Genomic DNA, 14,610 nt, shown 5'->3' with positions numbered 1-14,610 from the left:
TTTTTAAATCTTCCCTGCTGCTTTCAATTTATACTCATCTGCTTTTTTCTGGTAATCATTTATCACCCCTTCTGTAATACCTGGGTTATCCTTTTCTCCTTTGGCAACATCAACTGCCTTTTGCTGGCTTTCAGCTGCTTCTTTAATCTGACCGGCACGCATTTGCAGGGTAGCCAAAATGTCAAAGACCTTGGAATAATTGGTCATACCCCATCCCTTTACGGCCTCAACCGCGAATCTGTAGACTTCTACAGGCAATTTATCATCCTTATAAAGGTTGGCTATTAATACCTGTCCGGCTAGTTTGTCGCTCTGCAAAGCTTTACCGTATGCAATAGCTTTATCAACGCTATAATGTTTTAACAACAGATTAAACTTATCGGTAGCGAACAGGTAGCTATTATTTGGAAATTTCACCTTCGCTTCTTCCATCAATTTTAAAGCCTCATCATAATTTTTAGCGGTTTCCGCGGCTTTGTAATCTTTAATCGCATTGGTATAACCAGCTGATGCTTTTTGCATGCGGATTTCCTGTTCTTCCTTTTTAGCCATCTCTATCTTGTAATCGTAAGTTCCCTTATCTATTGCGTTAAGAATTGAATCAAGATAGACAGGATGTCCAATCCAGGCGATATTTCCATTTTGGATTACAAATGATGAGGGGATGCCATTTTGCCCCGCGGCTTTTAGCCAGTTATTTCCCATGTCTTCGGCTGTATTGTCTGTGATGACATTGTAGGTTAAACGGCCTTTTTTAAACTGGTCATTTACAAAGGTGGTTACTTTGGGAAGATAAGTTTCCTGGTCTTTTGGTCCACCGTACATGTTTTCCCAAACATTGCAACCAATAAAATTGATCTTACCTTCGTATTTTTTAGCAAGCTCTGAAAGATGTGGCATTACAGCAATACAAGGCCCGCACCATGTTGCCCAAAATTCAATAACATAAACCTTATCCTGATCAATTTTTGTAATCGGTTTTGGCCCCTGGATCCATTTTGAATAGGTCAGCTTTGGGGCAGGGTCGCCTAATGAGAGTTTTTTTGTCGCTTTCTCTTGTGCATTTGCCTGACAGAAGATACCTGCAATTAAAGTTAAGCCAAACACTAAAATGTTCAACCGCTTTATTATATCCTGAATTTTCATGTTTTTTATTTTATTATCTGTATAAAAAATTAGTAAGTGTTTTGCTGAATCTGCCCCTGAGATTGGATAACATCATTATTCGGAATCTGGATCATGTAATGAGCGCTTTTAACGGGCATGGTGTAGGTTTTTGGTGAGGTTCTGTCCACAGCGCTTAATGTTACGTTATAGAACTGGTGTGTAACTACAACATCGTCGCTGGTCGTTTCATTGTAGGCAAAACGACGGATATCGTACCACCTGAATGCGAAAGGAAGTTCTCTGCGTCGCTCCTGCAGAACTAAGGTTAGGGCATTTGTAGCATTAAATCCCAAATCTAAATCAGCATAACCGGTCACAAAACGTTTGGTTCTAAGTGCTTTGATCAAAGATGAAGCTGTGGCAAAATCACCCAACCGTGCAGAAGCTTCGGCTTTATTCAACATCACCTCCGCTATCGTTGGCCCTGTTGGAATTAAATTGAGGCCAAACTGTTTAAAGCTATTTAATCCAGGTGTCTTCCATTGTGCGGTAAAACCACTATTTTCGGGCATAAAATGCTTGTACCTTAAATCCTTTGCTCTTTCCGTTTCGTTAGGTCCGTAAGTTGCAATTAGTGAAGGACTGGCATTGAATGTATTTCTGCCTGTATTAAGGCCGGCTGTAAAACTTGTATAGAAGAATTCTGGCCAGGCAAGGTATTGGGTATTTGTCCATTGACTAAGACTTGAATAATTAACCACATACGCAGGGCCGTTGGCTCCGTCAGGTCTGTAAATAGTCGGGTTAGTTGCGGGTTCAATCGTATTAAAATTAACCAATTGGGCATTTGTTGTTGTCAGTGCATTATTGGCGTGGCTAAGTGATGCATTATAATCGCCTGTAAATAAGTAATACCTGCTTAAAAAGCTTCTATAGCCGTTTTACTAACTCTCCATCTAAACAGGGGATTCACGTCTGAATAACTTACTAAAGCCTGCGCTTGTAAAATATCGGAAAGTATAAAATCATAGGTTTCTTTTAAAGTTGCACGGGTTAAAGATTCGGTATAACTTACCGTTTTCCTCAACGGCAGACCAAGCGATTGAAGCGTACTTGCATGGTAAGGCTGGCAGTATTGATTTACCAAAGTCCAATAGGCATAACCTCTATCAAAATAGGCATTGGCTCTAATCATATTTTTAGCTTCATCGCTGCCGCTCACGTTGTCGACATTTGCAAGAATCACGTTGGCGGTTAATATACGTTGAAATGCGTTCGACCATACCGCATCACTTGCTGACGTTTGTATCAGTTTATCAGCGTCGAATGTATAATAAAAGGCACTGTTCAAGTCTAATGCGCCTGGGGATGCATTAAAAGCCGCTAAGTTTATCTCCACATCGTCACTTGCATTCATTGCCGCGTAATTTGCTGCGAATTGGCTGCTCCAATCAGGCGATGTATTTGCAACATTATCGAGTAGTGCTTGTAACTGAGCAGTTGTTGTAATGGAAGCCTGAATTTTGTTAGGCTCCTCCAAATATTTTTTGCACGATGCAAGGCTCACAAAAGCCAGCAGCATGACTGCATATCTAATTTTTTTCATCTCTAAATCGTTATTAAAAACCAATGTTATATTCCGAATTTGAAACCAAAGGTGTAGGCGGCTACAGGTCGGTCAGTTCCCGGCAAAAAGTCCGGGTTGTAACCATGGGTATTATTGTTCCAAACCATGCCTAAGTCCCTTGCCTGTACAAAGACATTGAAGTTTCTCAACTTTGCCCGCTCAAATATTTTTGCCGGGATATTGTAACTGAGGTACAGTTCCTTAAGTTGTATGTAGGATGAACTTTCAATGTAACTCGTTAGAAAAGGTGAGTATCGTGGCCAAATTGTAATGGCTGGGTCAGCCAATAATGGTGGCACTGTCGGGTCGCCGTCTAACACTTGTCTTACAAAACGGTTTGGTGCAGTTTTTCCAAATCCAACAAATGCACTTCCATAGTTGAATGAAGGGTTAAGAAAGTGGGCACCGAAGGTTCCGATGAGTTGCGCCGTCAGGGTAAAATTGCCAAAGGTAAATGTGTTTCTCCATCCCAGGGTATGCGGTGGAGTTGCAGTACCTGCATAGTGCATGTAACCCTTTGTGATGCCGTCATTACTTGCCAGCAGGGTTTGAGAATTAAATCCAAATCTGGCCCCATTTAATCCGTAAATCTGCGGCATTCCCGTGGCATCTACACCGGCATAGTCATACGTGTAGAATGAATTAACCGGCTGGCCCTGTACAAAAGCATTTCCTGGCGCAGTTAAGTTTGCATTAATTGGATTAGGAAAGTACAGATCGGTAACAACATTGTGGTTATATGCATAGTTTAGTGAAGTGCTGTATCCAATACCTGCAGGTAATTTTAATGTTGTTCCCAATTGGATTTCGATACCGCGATTTAGAATTTCTGCATTATTAAACTTTTGTGATGACGTACCGTATGCCTGCGGCAAGGCAACCGTTCCGGTAACCTCGGTACTCTGTTTATTATAAACGTTAATGCTACCGGTCAGTTTATTTTTTAAGAGGGCAAAATCAACACCGAAGTTGATGGTATGTGTGCGCTCCCAATGCAGGTAAGGATTACCAAAACTGCTGATGGTAGCCGTGATTGTACCAGTCCCAACATTTGGCGATGTACCAACGTTAACAAGTGCCTGAGTAGATGTAGATTTATCTGCCGTGCCATTGCTGCCGTAACTTGCGCGCAGGTGCAGGTAGTCTATCCAGTCGCTGGAGGATATGAAATTTTCCGCTTTAACATCCCAATTACCGCCTACTGACCAAAATGGTGACCAGCGGAGTGAAGGGATTGAGGTAATGTAATTAGAAGCATCACCACGAATGTTTAATGAAAGCGTATACTTTTTGTTATAGGTGATATCACTTGCCGCGAAATAAGAAACGTAACGGTCTAATCCATAAGATAATGTCGTGTTGCCGCCTTGAATCGAGGCCAGGTTGTCTCCTGTAACGGTTCCATTAGGAAAAAATCTACTGAACTTCCGTATCCGTAGGGTGGAACTATCGACGTTAATGTAGCCGGATTGTAGCCATATAACCATGGGTATATTGTGCCATCTGTACGGTATTGCGATACCTCACCACCTATAATTGCATTAACATCAAATTTACGCCCTATATTTTTGATGTAAGAAAGTTGGCCCCTATAGTTATAATTGCTAACCTCTGTATCATTTTTCTGAAGAATCCCGCCTTTAGGGATATAAACATTGCCTACAACTTTGGTGGTATTGTTATATTGTAAATTTGTATTAACCAGATTCCTTACAAAATAGGTGTCGTCACTATAATGATTTTTTACCGCAGTTTTGCCACGTTCAATCTGCACCTTTGCATCCAGCGTTAAACCTGGTAGTAATTTTGCGGTTAGGCCTGTCTGGATACGGGCATTATAATTTGCCGACTGCAGGTCGCGACCCCTCATTTCCCTCAACAAGTTATAGCTCCAGTCTGGATAGGGAAATTTATTCATTGGTAATTGCGATAATATGTATGGATCAGGACCACTAGTACCAGTGTTGCCGCCTGCTGCCTGTTTTGCATAAGTCCCATCCGGGTTGAGCAGAAGCTCATAAGACGATAGTCCGCCGCCAAAAAGCGTAGGATAGCCATTCAACTCGGAAAGCGTTACCCCACTATTTTGCTGCCCGTTATACTGAAGAAAAGTATTAAAGTTAAACGTTAAAAATTTCGTCAATTTGTATTCGTTTGAAAAATTAATATCATATTTCTTAAATCCGTTGCCGATAAACCGATCCTTATTATCTTCTAACAATAGTGACAGATAAGTTTTAGATTTCTCGGTATTATTACTCAAACTGATATTATACTGCTGTGTAATGGCATGTCGCATCAGGTATTTTTGAATCTGATCCCGATTATCTACTTTGCTCAACTCATCCAGGCCGGTATTCATCTCCGTGGTTGAGAGCCTGCCGTATTGGTTTGCAAACAATAATTGTTGGGCATTGGTAAGCGTGAAGGTAAAATCACTGGGAAACAGACCACCCTGATAAAAGAAGCCCGCAGTTGGATAGATTTTTTTTGCAAAAGCCAGTTTTTCGTAGGCAATTTGATCAGAAGAATTGGCAATGGTATAGATTTGGTCAAGATCTGGTCTTTCAGACACCCGTGTAAAAGCACTAACGTCTATCGATAATCCTTGTTTGCCCCGGCCTTTTTTAGTCGTTACAACAATCACCCCGTTGGCAGAACGTGCGCCCCAGATTGCTGAAGCTGCTGCATCTTTAAGCACATCCACACTTTCTACATCATTTGGGTTGATTGCCGAAAAATCACCATTCATTAAAGGGAAGCCGTCGATAACAATTAAAGGAGAGCGTTGGTTATTCGTGGTTCCCAAAGTTGAAATCCCCCTGATGGTAAATGCAATGTTGCCATTAGCGCTCTCCGAACCTTGCATACCCGCCACGACACCCTGCAACATGGACGAAAGGTCGGTGTTCGGGCGGTTTGCCAGCACCTCCTGACCAATGTGTTCAATCGTTCCGGATGCCCTGTTTTTTGCCAGCGTTTGGAAACCGGTAGACACGACTTCAACAGCACTTAACTCATTCGTTAAAACAGACATTTTAATTGTTCCAATTGCAGGTTTTGCCTTTACTTCAACCGGGTTGTAGCCCATAAAGGTAATCTCGAGAATATCATCTTCATTGATTCCTTTTAATACGAAATCCCCAAGGTTGTCGGTCAATACGATCGTACCTGTTCTTTGATGCCTAACATTTGCTCCAGGAAGTGGCTTTCCATTCCCATCCACTACGGTACCGCGTGCGTCAATAGCAAAAAATATAGGTTTAAATAAAGCGGGCGTTTCCTTTTCGCTAATCACCACCGTCTTTTTTTCGATGGTGTAGGTTAAGGCCTGATTGGATAAGCTGATCTTCAGGGCCTGCTCTAAATCGGTGTTTATAAAGTTTACACTGATGGGTTTTGCAGATCTTATCCGCTCGGCATTCCAGACAACGTTGTAACCCGTTTGCCTTTTAATCTCTGTAAAAAGTTGTTTAAGCTGGCCATTGCTCGCCTTAAAGGTAAGTTTCTGTGCGAATCCTGAGGCATTTACCTGCATCATGGAGATTATCAAAACAGCGGTAGTTAAGCGCATCGTGAGCAATAGAGGTCTAATACGGGATAGTTGAATACCCCATTTGTAAGTATAAATTTTATACATTTGTTTGAGTTTGGTTTAGTTGATCGATTTACAGTATTTATTGACTTTTTGCCAAACTTACGGCCAGAAGTGTTCCACCACTTTTGGCCTCTTTTGACATTAGTTAATAGTTCTTGGTAGCTATTTTTTCACTATAATCCTCCTTTCTCTGATCTCAAATTGTACATCCTTCGTTAACTGCAACATTCTTAAAACATCTGATACATTCGCAAATTTAGATATGCCCCCTGAAAAGAGTTTATTTCGTACACTTTCGTCCTTGTATTCCACTTCGAGATTATACCATCTCGCTATTTTTCGCATAATGGATTCCAAGGGTTCGTCGTTAAATACAAATTCACCATTTTTCCATGCTATCGCTTCGGCGGCATTAACCTGCTGAACATTTATTATACCTTTAGACTGACTAGCTTCCTGTCCCGGAGTCAATATGGCATGGTTGCCCAGGTTTGAAACTACTTGTACGCGACCTTCTAACAAAGTTGTTTGGGTAGCCGCGTCATCACTATAGGCGCTCACATTAAAATGAGTACCTAATACTTTAATCTGCTGTCCATTAGTCTCCACTATAAACGGATGCATTTTGTCTTTTGAAACTTCAAAATAGGCTTCGCCCTCAAGCTTAACTGTGCGATAGCGATTTGCACTCAAATTTGTCGGATAGGTTAATTTTGATGTGGCATTAAGCCAGACTTTACTTTGATCAGGTAAAACGATTGCAAAGGTTTCTCCTTTTGCGGTGGCAAGGGTGTTTAATGTATTGGCACTTGCATTTACATTTTTTAGGTGATAAACAATCTGGCCGTCTGTTGTTTTAGTAATGGTAACCCCATTATCTTTCGCAATTGTGCCTTGTGAATCATCAGATAGTCGAATTGACTGTCCGTTTGAAAGAAGCAAGGTGGCAGCAATCTTACCAGGAGTGAAATCTTGCTTATATTGTTTAGCAACTTTTTTATCAACTTGACTGGGTACAAAGTAAATCCATACAGTGAATAAAATCATCGCTGCTGCAGCGGCAATTCCTGAGTATAAAGGCCAGATTTTCTTTGTTTTGCGGCGACTTATTTTTGCCTGGATCTGACTAAAAAGCTGGGCCTCCTTCAGATCAGCATTGCCTAATGCCTGGCTTGCCGAATCGTTTTCAACCGTTACTGAACTGTACCAGGCATTGTAGCGTGCAATTTCCTCATCTGAAACTTTGCCAATACTTATCTTTTCAGCCAGCTTTAAAAGCTCTTCATTGTTCATGTTACTCACAATATTTTATTACCGCGTACAGTAACATATAACTTAAAATGGCCGTAGCACCCAAGAAAAAATAAAATAATATTGAAACTAAATTAAGTTCATCAAAAAAGACAGGTTTCCCAATGTTTTTTTGAGTTTTTTAAGGCTGATATTCATTTGATTCTCGACTGTTTTTTCTGATATGCCGAGCTGCAGGGCAATTTCTTTATTGCTTAATAATTCATTTCTGCTTAATTGGAAAATCAATTTTGCACGAGATGGAAGTTTTGAAGTGAATTGTGCAATAATCTCTTTAAGTTCTTTTAATTCCAGTTCATTCTCGTCTGTTTCAGCACGGTGTTTTAATGTTAACGAACGGGCGAGGTATGCGTCTTTTACTTTTCCATGCCGAATAAGATTAGCAATTTTATACTTCACTGCAGCATGTAAATAGGGACGGAAAGAGTCTGTTAAGTGTTTTTCACGATTTGTCCATACCCATACGAAAATCTCCTGAACAATATCATCACAAGAGGTACTGTCCTTTAATACAGCATAAGCCGATTCGTATAATGATTTCCAGTAGCGTTTATAAATTTCATTGAAAGCGACATCATCCCCTGTTTTTAGCTGGGCAGCTAACTCACTGTCAGAGAGAAGATGGTAAGCGATCATGGCCGGTTTAAGAATACTAAAATTTGAATAATGTATCAGAACCGTGAATATCACTAAATTATTACAAAAGGCAAAATGTAACCCATTGATTAATGAGTGTATTTATCGCAAATCTGGAAGAAAATGATGCAAGCATACTCTTAGTTATCGAATAGCAAAGAAGCACAGTCTGCTAGATTTTTTTGACAAGGAGAGGGAATTGTCCGCTAATCACCTATTGAAAATGTAGCTTAAAAGTCTTCCTCATAAAATGCTCATATAAGTATTATTAGCTGAACCGGGGAAGTTTTTTGCCTGATATGTTTAATTTTTGAATTTGATTACCGGTTTGCCATTTACGCATTCTATTTTCTCTACCGTTTTTATATTTGTGAAGTGATTTCCTTTATTTTCAGCTTTGATCACATTAAGGTTTAGCCTGTTGTATAATGAGACCTTTGCCTTGAATTCTTTATAGCCTGTTGTGAGTGAATAGGGAATATATTCCATGCTCATAGTCTGGTGGTTGATTAATCTGGTAAAACTCCAGTTTGCCTCACTGCTGCAGCTTAATGCGGAGGTCAGGATGTCGAGCTGGTTTTTGGTTGTGGTGACTAGTGATTTTGCTTCTTCAACCGGTAGATTCTCCGCGGTAATCAGGTAAACTTTATCATTTTTACAATCCAGTCTAACTGGCTGGTCGGTGGTCCACAGGCTTTCAAAGCAGGGCTCCACAATTAACCCCTCTTTATACCAGGCAGCATATTGATTGTCGGTGAAATCGAGGTATTCCTTTTTAAGCCTTTCATATTTTTGCAGGTCAGAAGACAATATAGGGTAAAACTGCACGGAGCAATTGAACTCGATGGTTTGCACGGTTACCTGGGCTTTTTGGCTGCAAGGGATATTGGTTGATAGAGCCATGATCTCGTTACGTTTGGCAACTGCACGCTCTCCCCATTGGGCAGCGGTGAGTTCTTCTTTTTTACAGCCAGAAAACAACAGGGCAAGCGCAAAGCTAAGGGAAATGAATGAGGTAAGTGGTTTGGTTAAAAATTTCATATCGGTTGGTTATACTGCTTATACGGATAATTGTCAGCTAACGCTACAGCCCCGCCAATAAATAGGCGTTTTATTCTTTTTTTAGCAAAAAGTATCAGATGATATGATTGTCTAATTTTACGGAAAAAGGGTTGTAAATAGCCCATTTTTGCAAAAAGAATGGGCTATTTTTTAGGTTAGGATTTTCTGAACAATTCTTTAAAAATCTTTTTACAAAAAGCACATCCTTTGTGTAGCTTGTTCTATGGAAATTGTTTCGCTATTCGCTATACGTTCCATCATTCGTTTTGGGCCATCGGTCATGATCCAGCCTGGAGAAACCGGTAAACCCCGCCCTCCTTTTGGAGCAACTTCTTTAGAGCGTCCTTTGCTGTAATTAATCAGCCCGGCTTTTGCTGCCGCATAGGGTAGTATGCTTTCATAGAATGGAAGTTTGCCTTTTCGGTGCCTTTTGGTTCCGCTTGTTACCAGGGCAATCTTATTTGATAGTTCGCTGTTGAAATTAAATTGCATTTCCATTGTATATGTTTTTTGCAAAATTCAGGTATAGCATAGTTTCCCGCAAGTACGGCGTTAAGATTCGGATAGTGTAAAATTAATCCATATACGATTCGTATTTCCGTATCGCAATAATTAAACATACTCAAGATATTTGCTTTATTATCATTAAGGATGTTTTCGGAGATGGGATTAATGTCTGATGATTTAATCGATAAGGATTCGATAAATATTTGTTTGTGGGAAAAATGTACAATATTGTTGTCTGTTTGTCCATTCTTTAGGCAGGGTTCTCTCCCCACCTTTGTATTGTCAACAAACAACAAATATTTCAAACATTAATTTAAAAAAAGTAACAATGAAAAATCTAATCTTAACAACAAGCCTGATTATTACCTTAATTACAAGCCAATTTGCTTTTTCACAAAATAAAAGAGTTCCCGCTTCCGCCGGAAGGGCAGAATATATCGAAGTTGAGCCAGGTGTAAAACTTCATGTAACTGATCTTGGCGAAGGACAGCCAATTGTACTGATTCATGGATGGCCACTTAGTGATGAAATGTACGAATATCAATACCAATATCTGGTAAGGAAAGGTTTTAGGGTAATCGGTATTACCTTACGTGGTTTCGGTAAATCTGATAAGCCTTATGGGAAATACAATTTTGATGTTTTTTCTGATGATATTTATGCTGTTCTTCATACCTTAAAAATAGAAAATGCTGTTCTGGGCGGTTTCTCTATGGGCGGTGCCGTTACCATCCATTATGTAAATAAGTATAAATCTGCACATGTGAGCAAACTTGCGCTATTTGCGGCAGCTGCTCCATCCTGGAAACAACGTGCGGATTACAATTACGGAATATCTGAAGAAGGTGCTGCCGGACTGATCAAACAAACCATGACTAGCAGAGAAGATCTGATAGGCGGATTAGGTGCAGCATTTGCGGCCAAAGGTACCACACTTCAAAAAAATACAGAGAAATGGCTTGAAAGTATCAACTTATCTGCAAGTCCGTATGTAGTTACCGAATCTATCAGTGCCCTTGGCGATCTGGATTTGCGTCCTGTGCTTAAAAACGTAACCATCCCAGTAGCCATATTTCAGGGTACAAAAGATCAACTGATTGATTTTACGCTAGCCGAGCAACTACATAAAGGCTTAAAAAACTCATACATTGTAAAATTCGAGAATAGCGGACATGCACTTTTTGTAGAGGAGATGGATAAATTCAACTCTGAGCTAGAACAGTTCGCGAAAAAATAATTAAAAATTTGCCTGTAGGTTTAGATATCTACAGGTAATTTTCGTTTCAGCCCATAATAAAATCATCACGAAGAATCGTATTTTTATCTTTAACTTACTTGATTAGCCCGACTATGAAACGAAGCATTTTTGACGAGAACCTTAAAACCATCGGCATGTTAAATGTCGATTTACAAAGTATCGAAGTCATTAATTCCGAATCATATAAATCCTATATCAAGGTGCTTTATCTTAATGAAGGATTTGAGATAAAAGTAGATTTTAATGTATATACCACTTCTGGTCCAACACTATTCTTTATCAGTCCAAATCAGGTACTGAGCATCGAAAAACTTGGTGAGCAACCTGGTCGATTGGTTTTTTATAACCGCGACTTTTACTGCATACAGTTGCATGATGAAGAAGTTGCCTGTGATGGGCTCTTGTTTAATAACATCAATAATATGCCAATGACGGTGATACCGGCGCAGGATGCTGCTTTTATGGAATACTTGTTTTCGAGGATGGAAGACGAATTTGAATTGAAGGATGGCTCGCTGGAAGAAATGATTAGAACTTACCTTAAACAGCTCTTGATCAAGTCGACCAGATTATGGAAGGTACAGCACTTAGAAGGGGTGATGGCCGCCAGACCCAATAACGACCTCGAGTTTTTCAGAAAATTTACACAATTGGTTGAAGCTAACTTTAAACAAAAGCATAATGTTGCGGATTATGCCGACCGGATGATGATAGCCCCAAAAACGCTTACTCATCGGTTTAAGCGGCTTAATCTACCTCAGCCCAACGAAATCATCAAAAATAGGATTATGCTGGAAGCAAAAAGATTGCTGGTACACACCAACAGAACAGCAAAAGAAATTGCCTATGCGTTGGGTTATGAAGATCCTGCCTATTTTAGCAGATTATTTTTTATTAAAACCGGCGAATCTCCGTCTGGCTTCAGGTCCAAGTACCTAAATGTACAGGAAACGAAACAGGAATAATCTTATGTACTTAGGTTACGGAATTATAGGTAAGGCACTACTTACCCTGTAGAGTTTAATCACTTTAATTTTAATTGCTGATTTATAACAATTGGTTGAAAAGTAAAAAACTCTCAATAAAATTTGCGTAGTTAAATGACTACGCTTATATTTGTAGTCAAATAGCTACATAATGAATTTGAGAAGAGATGTATTTCAGGCGATTGCCGACCCTACCAGAAGGGCAATATTGTTGTTGGTAGCTTCACAGTCTATGACGGCTGGCGCAATAGCTGCCAATTTCGACACCGCAAGGCCAACTGTTTCAAAACACCTGCAAATTCTTACCGAGTGCGAATTGTTAGCGCAAAAACAAACTGGTAGAGAAGTGCATTACCACACTAATGCAAAAAAGATGAAAGAAATAGCCGATTTTATTGAGCCTTTTCGCAAAATGTGGGATGACAGGTTTAATAAACTGGAAGATATTATGCAGAACTATAAACCAGGCAAATAGCATAGCATGGAACAGAAAACAAAAATTGATGCCGAAAATGGCAAGCAGGAAATCGTAATTACGAGAGAATTTGAGCTGCCTGTTGATTTGCTTTTTAAAGCTTATGTAGAACCCGAAATTGTAGCACAATGGATGGGCACCAAAGTGCTAAAGCTGGAAAACAAAAAACATGGTAGTTATACTTTCGAAACTTCTGATCACAAGGGTAATGTAGCCTTTATCGCCAGTGGCGTAATCCACGAATTTGTACCAGATGAAAAAATTACGCGGACATTCGAAATGGAAAATACGCCGTTTGATCCTCAACTTGAATTTTTGACCTTCGAAAAACTGGACAATGAGCGGAGTAAACTCACCATGCATGTGATCTATAAATCGGTTGGGATGAGAGATCAGATTTTAGCACTTCCGTTTGCCCAGGGCATTAACATGGCACATAACCGGTTACAGGATGTTGTTGGTGAATCAAAATAACAGATCATGACAAAGAGAAACAAAATTATCTATTGGATTGCTACGGCATGGCTGTCATTAGGCATGTTATCAACCGGTATTGTACAGTTGTTAAAAATGAAGGAAGAAATAGCTCTTTTTAGCCAGTTGGGTTATCCACTTTATTTTATGACAATATTGGGGGTTGGAAAATATTGGGTGTTGTTGCGGTGTTAATTCCTAAATTTACCTTACTAAAAGAATGGGCTTATGCAGGTTTTTTCTTTGCCATGTCTGGTGCTGTTTTCTCGCATATTGCTATTGGCGATACTAGTATTTCTGCCTATTTCGGGCCATTGTTGTTACTAGTGTTAATTGTGCTGTCATGGTATTTCAGGCCTGCAGAAAGGAAAATTGTTTCAACTAATCTATAATTACGATGAACTCAAAAGTTGATTTTTATTTTAATAAAACCAAAAAGTGGCAGGAAGCAGTAAATTTATTAAGAGGTATTGCGCTTGATTGTAAGCTTACCGAAGAATTGAAATGGGGCTGTCCCTGCTATACTTATAATGGAAGCAACATCGTTTTAATTCATGATTTTAAAGAATACTGTGCTTTTTTATTCTTTAAGGGTGCTTTATTGAAAGATAATGATGGTTTATTGATTCAGCAAACGGAAAATGTGCAATCGGCAAGGCAGATCCGTTTTACCACTGCAATGCAGATCGTAGAAAGGAAAGCGATTTTAAAAACCTATATTTTTGAAGCCATTGAAGTAGAAAAAGCCGGATTAAAAGTTGAATTAAAAAAAACGGCGGAATACAGTATTCCTGCTGAATTTCAAATTAAACTGGATCACATTCCTGATTTAAAAATCGCTTTCGAAGCCTTAACTCCGGGACGCCAAAGGGCTTATTTGTTGCATTTTTCGGCACCTAAACAATCCAGTACCCGTGAAGCAAGGGTTGAAAAGTTTATGCCGCAGATATTAAGTGGGAAAGGATTGAATGATTAGTTTTTTTGGTTTATCATCCTGAAGGATAATTTATTGTATAAAAATGAATATAATTACAGTAGAATTTTTCAAATACATCGGAGTGTTGATGACAGATATACAAGGGGCGTCATTTCGACCGCAGTGGAGAAATCTTTTTACCTCCGCTCTGTCCGTAGTTTAAGCATAGCGTCTCCTATGGATACAAGACTAAGATTGCGTTTATAAACTCCATAAAACGAGTCACAGACTCTTTTTAATTATTAATCCGTAGCGCCCTTCAGAACGTTACGGATAGGTACGAACAAATTGCATTTCTGCTGCCCGTGCCAAAAAATACGAAGCTCTTTTTTGCCCGCTTCACCATAATTTTATTATATTAGGTTAATCAAAAGCGATGATAACCCAACTCAATCCATCTGATTAAAGATTCCCAAAAAAATATTCCAAGTCCACCTTTACGCCACCTTTACCCCACGTTTTGGCCACCTTTCGGCCAGGCGTGCCTAACACCTGCTTGCACATTGCTTAACCCTTGCTTCGGTGGAGTGATGCCCCTGGTGGAGATCAGGTAGATCAAAGATTTGCCTCGCTTTAGATCGGCAGGCTAACAA

13 protein-coding genes and 1 pseudogene are annotated in these 14,610 nt (G+C 39.7%); 6 read left to right on the top strand and 8 right to left on the bottom strand.

The window, feature by feature from the left end:
* Positions 1–3: 3 nt before the first annotated feature.
* The 8 genes from ACQ86H_RS25650 to ACQ86H_RS25615 form a co-directional block, all read right to left on the bottom strand.
* Positions 4–1,146: a TlpA family protein disulfide reductase gene (locus ACQ86H_RS25650; RefSeq protein WP_431292927.1), complete on the bottom strand. Its 1,143-nt coding sequence runs from the start codon at positions 1,144–1,146 to the stop codon at positions 4–6.
* A gap of 29 nt (positions 1,147–1,175) precedes the next feature.
* Positions 1,176–1,946: a RagB/SusD family nutrient uptake outer membrane protein gene (locus tag ACQ86H_RS25645; RefSeq protein ID WP_431292926.1), complete on the bottom strand. Its 771-nt coding sequence runs from the start codon at positions 1,944–1,946 to the stop codon at positions 1,176–1,178.
* Between the two features lie 80 nt (positions 1,947–2,026).
* Positions 2,027–2,713 carry a RagB/SusD family nutrient uptake outer membrane protein gene (locus ACQ86H_RS25640; RefSeq protein ID WP_431292925.1) on the bottom strand — a complete coding sequence of 229 codons (687 nt, stop codon included), beginning with the start codon at positions 2,711–2,713 and terminating at the stop codon, positions 2,027–2,029.
* A 1,357-nt stretch (positions 2,714–4,070) separates the two neighbouring features.
* A complete protein-coding gene (locus ACQ86H_RS25635; RefSeq protein WP_431292924.1) occupies positions 4,071–6,374 on the bottom strand; it encodes a TonB-dependent receptor plug domain-containing protein in 2,304 nt (767 codons plus the stop codon).
* A 120-nt stretch (positions 6,375–6,494) separates the two neighbouring features.
* The gene (locus ACQ86H_RS25630) at positions 6,495–7,625 is read right to left on the bottom strand and encodes a FecR family protein (RefSeq protein ID WP_138819798.1); all 1,131 of its coding nucleotides are present in this window, start codon (positions 7,623–7,625) and stop codon (positions 6,495–6,497) included.
* A gap of 87 nt (positions 7,626–7,712) precedes the next feature.
* On the bottom strand, positions 7,713–8,279 hold the full coding sequence (locus tag ACQ86H_RS25625) for an RNA polymerase sigma-70 factor (RefSeq protein ID WP_431292923.1): 567 nt from the start codon (positions 8,277–8,279) through the stop codon (positions 7,713–7,715).
* 303 nt (positions 8,280–8,582) lie between these two features.
* Positions 8,583–9,320 carry a hypothetical protein gene (locus tag ACQ86H_RS25620; protein ID WP_138819800.1) on the bottom strand — a complete coding sequence of 246 codons (738 nt, stop codon included), beginning with the start codon at positions 9,318–9,320 and terminating at the stop codon, positions 8,583–8,585.
* 210 nt (positions 9,321–9,530) lie between these two features.
* A complete protein-coding gene (locus tag ACQ86H_RS25615; RefSeq protein WP_431292922.1) occupies positions 9,531–9,839 on the bottom strand; it encodes a hypothetical protein in 309 nt (102 codons plus the stop codon).
* A 337-nt stretch (positions 9,840–10,176) separates the two neighbouring features.
* Between ACQ86H_RS25615 and ACQ86H_RS25610 the strand changes: the two genes are divergently transcribed.
* From ACQ86H_RS25610 to ACQ86H_RS25585, 6 genes and pseudogenes are all read left to right on the top strand, one after another.
* A complete protein-coding gene (locus tag ACQ86H_RS25610; protein WP_138819801.1) occupies positions 10,177–11,085 on the top strand; it encodes an alpha/beta fold hydrolase in 909 nt (302 codons plus the stop codon).
* A 113-nt stretch (positions 11,086–11,198) separates the two neighbouring features.
* Complete coding sequence (locus tag ACQ86H_RS25605) at positions 11,199–12,071, top strand: helix-turn-helix domain-containing protein (RefSeq protein WP_138819802.1); 873 nt, start codon at positions 11,199–11,201, stop codon at positions 12,069–12,071.
* A gap of 172 nt (positions 12,072–12,243) precedes the next feature.
* Complete coding sequence (locus tag ACQ86H_RS25600) at positions 12,244–12,567, top strand: ArsR/SmtB family transcription factor (protein WP_138819803.1); 324 nt, start codon at positions 12,244–12,246, stop codon at positions 12,565–12,567.
* A gap of 6 nt (positions 12,568–12,573) precedes the next feature.
* Positions 12,574–13,041 (top strand): SRPBCC domain-containing protein, encoded by a 468-nt coding sequence (locus ACQ86H_RS25595; RefSeq protein ID WP_138819804.1) that lies wholly within the window; start codon positions 12,574–12,576, stop codon positions 13,039–13,041.
* A 6-nt stretch (positions 13,042–13,047) separates the two neighbouring features.
* Positions 13,048–13,433 (top strand): annotated as a pseudogene (locus ACQ86H_RS25590) (DoxX family protein).
* A 5-nt stretch (positions 13,434–13,438) separates the two neighbouring features.
* Positions 13,439–14,017 carry a YdeI/OmpD-associated family protein gene (locus ACQ86H_RS25585; protein ID WP_431292921.1) on the top strand — a complete coding sequence of 193 codons (579 nt, stop codon included), beginning with the start codon at positions 13,439–13,441 and terminating at the stop codon, positions 14,015–14,017.
* The last annotated feature ends 593 nt before the right edge of the window (positions 14,018–14,610 follow it).

Origin of the sequence: Pedobacter sp. P26 (assembly GCF_050632135.1) — a bacterium.
Lineage (GTDB): Bacteria > Bacteroidota > Bacteroidia > Sphingobacteriales > Sphingobacteriaceae > Pedobacter.
Note: the sequence above shows the minus strand (reverse complement) of the source record. Positions and strands in the feature narration are given on the sequence as shown.

Excerpts from the sequence above, each read along its gene's own strand:
- ACQ86H_RS25595 (WP_138819804.1), top strand. The coding sequence starts at position 12,574 with ATGGAACAGAAAACAAAAATTGATGCCGAAAATGGCAAGCAGGAAATC.
- ACQ86H_RS25585 (WP_431292921.1), top strand. The coding sequence starts at position 13,439 with ATGAACTCAAAAGTTGATTTTTATTTTAATAAAACCAAAAAGTGGCAG.
- ACQ86H_RS25625 (WP_431292923.1), bottom strand. The coding sequence starts at position 8,279 with ATGATCGCTTACCATCTTCTCTCTGACAGTGAGTTAGCTGCCCAGCTA.
- ACQ86H_RS25620 (WP_138819800.1), bottom strand. The coding sequence starts at position 9,320 with ATGAAATTTTTAACCAAACCACTTACCTCATTCATTTCCCTTAGCTTT.
- ACQ86H_RS25640 (WP_431292925.1), bottom strand. The coding sequence starts at position 2,713 with ATGAAAAAAATTAGATATGCAGTCATGCTGCTGGCTTTTGTGAGCCTT.
- ACQ86H_RS25600 (WP_138819803.1), top strand. The coding sequence starts at position 12,244 with ATGAATTTGAGAAGAGATGTATTTCAGGCGATTGCCGACCCTACCAGA.
- ACQ86H_RS25630 (WP_138819798.1), bottom strand. The coding sequence starts at position 7,625 with ATGAACAATGAAGAGCTTTTAAAGCTGGCTGAAAAGATAAGTATTGGC.
- ACQ86H_RS25605 (WP_138819802.1), top strand. The coding sequence starts at position 11,199 with ATGAAACGAAGCATTTTTGACGAGAACCTTAAAACCATCGGCATGTTA.
- ACQ86H_RS25615 (WP_431292922.1), bottom strand. The coding sequence starts at position 9,839 with ATGGAAATGCAATTTAATTTCAACAGCGAACTATCAAATAAGATTGCC.
- ACQ86H_RS25610 (WP_138819801.1), top strand. The coding sequence starts at position 10,177 with ATGAAAAATCTAATCTTAACAACAAGCCTGATTATTACCTTAATTACA.
- ACQ86H_RS25650 (WP_431292927.1), bottom strand. The coding sequence starts at position 1,146 with ATGAAAATTCAGGATATAATAAAGCGGTTGAACATTTTAGTGTTTGGC.
- ACQ86H_RS25635 (WP_431292924.1), bottom strand. The coding sequence starts at position 6,374 with ATGTATAAAATTTATACTTACAAATGGGGTATTCAACTATCCCGTATT.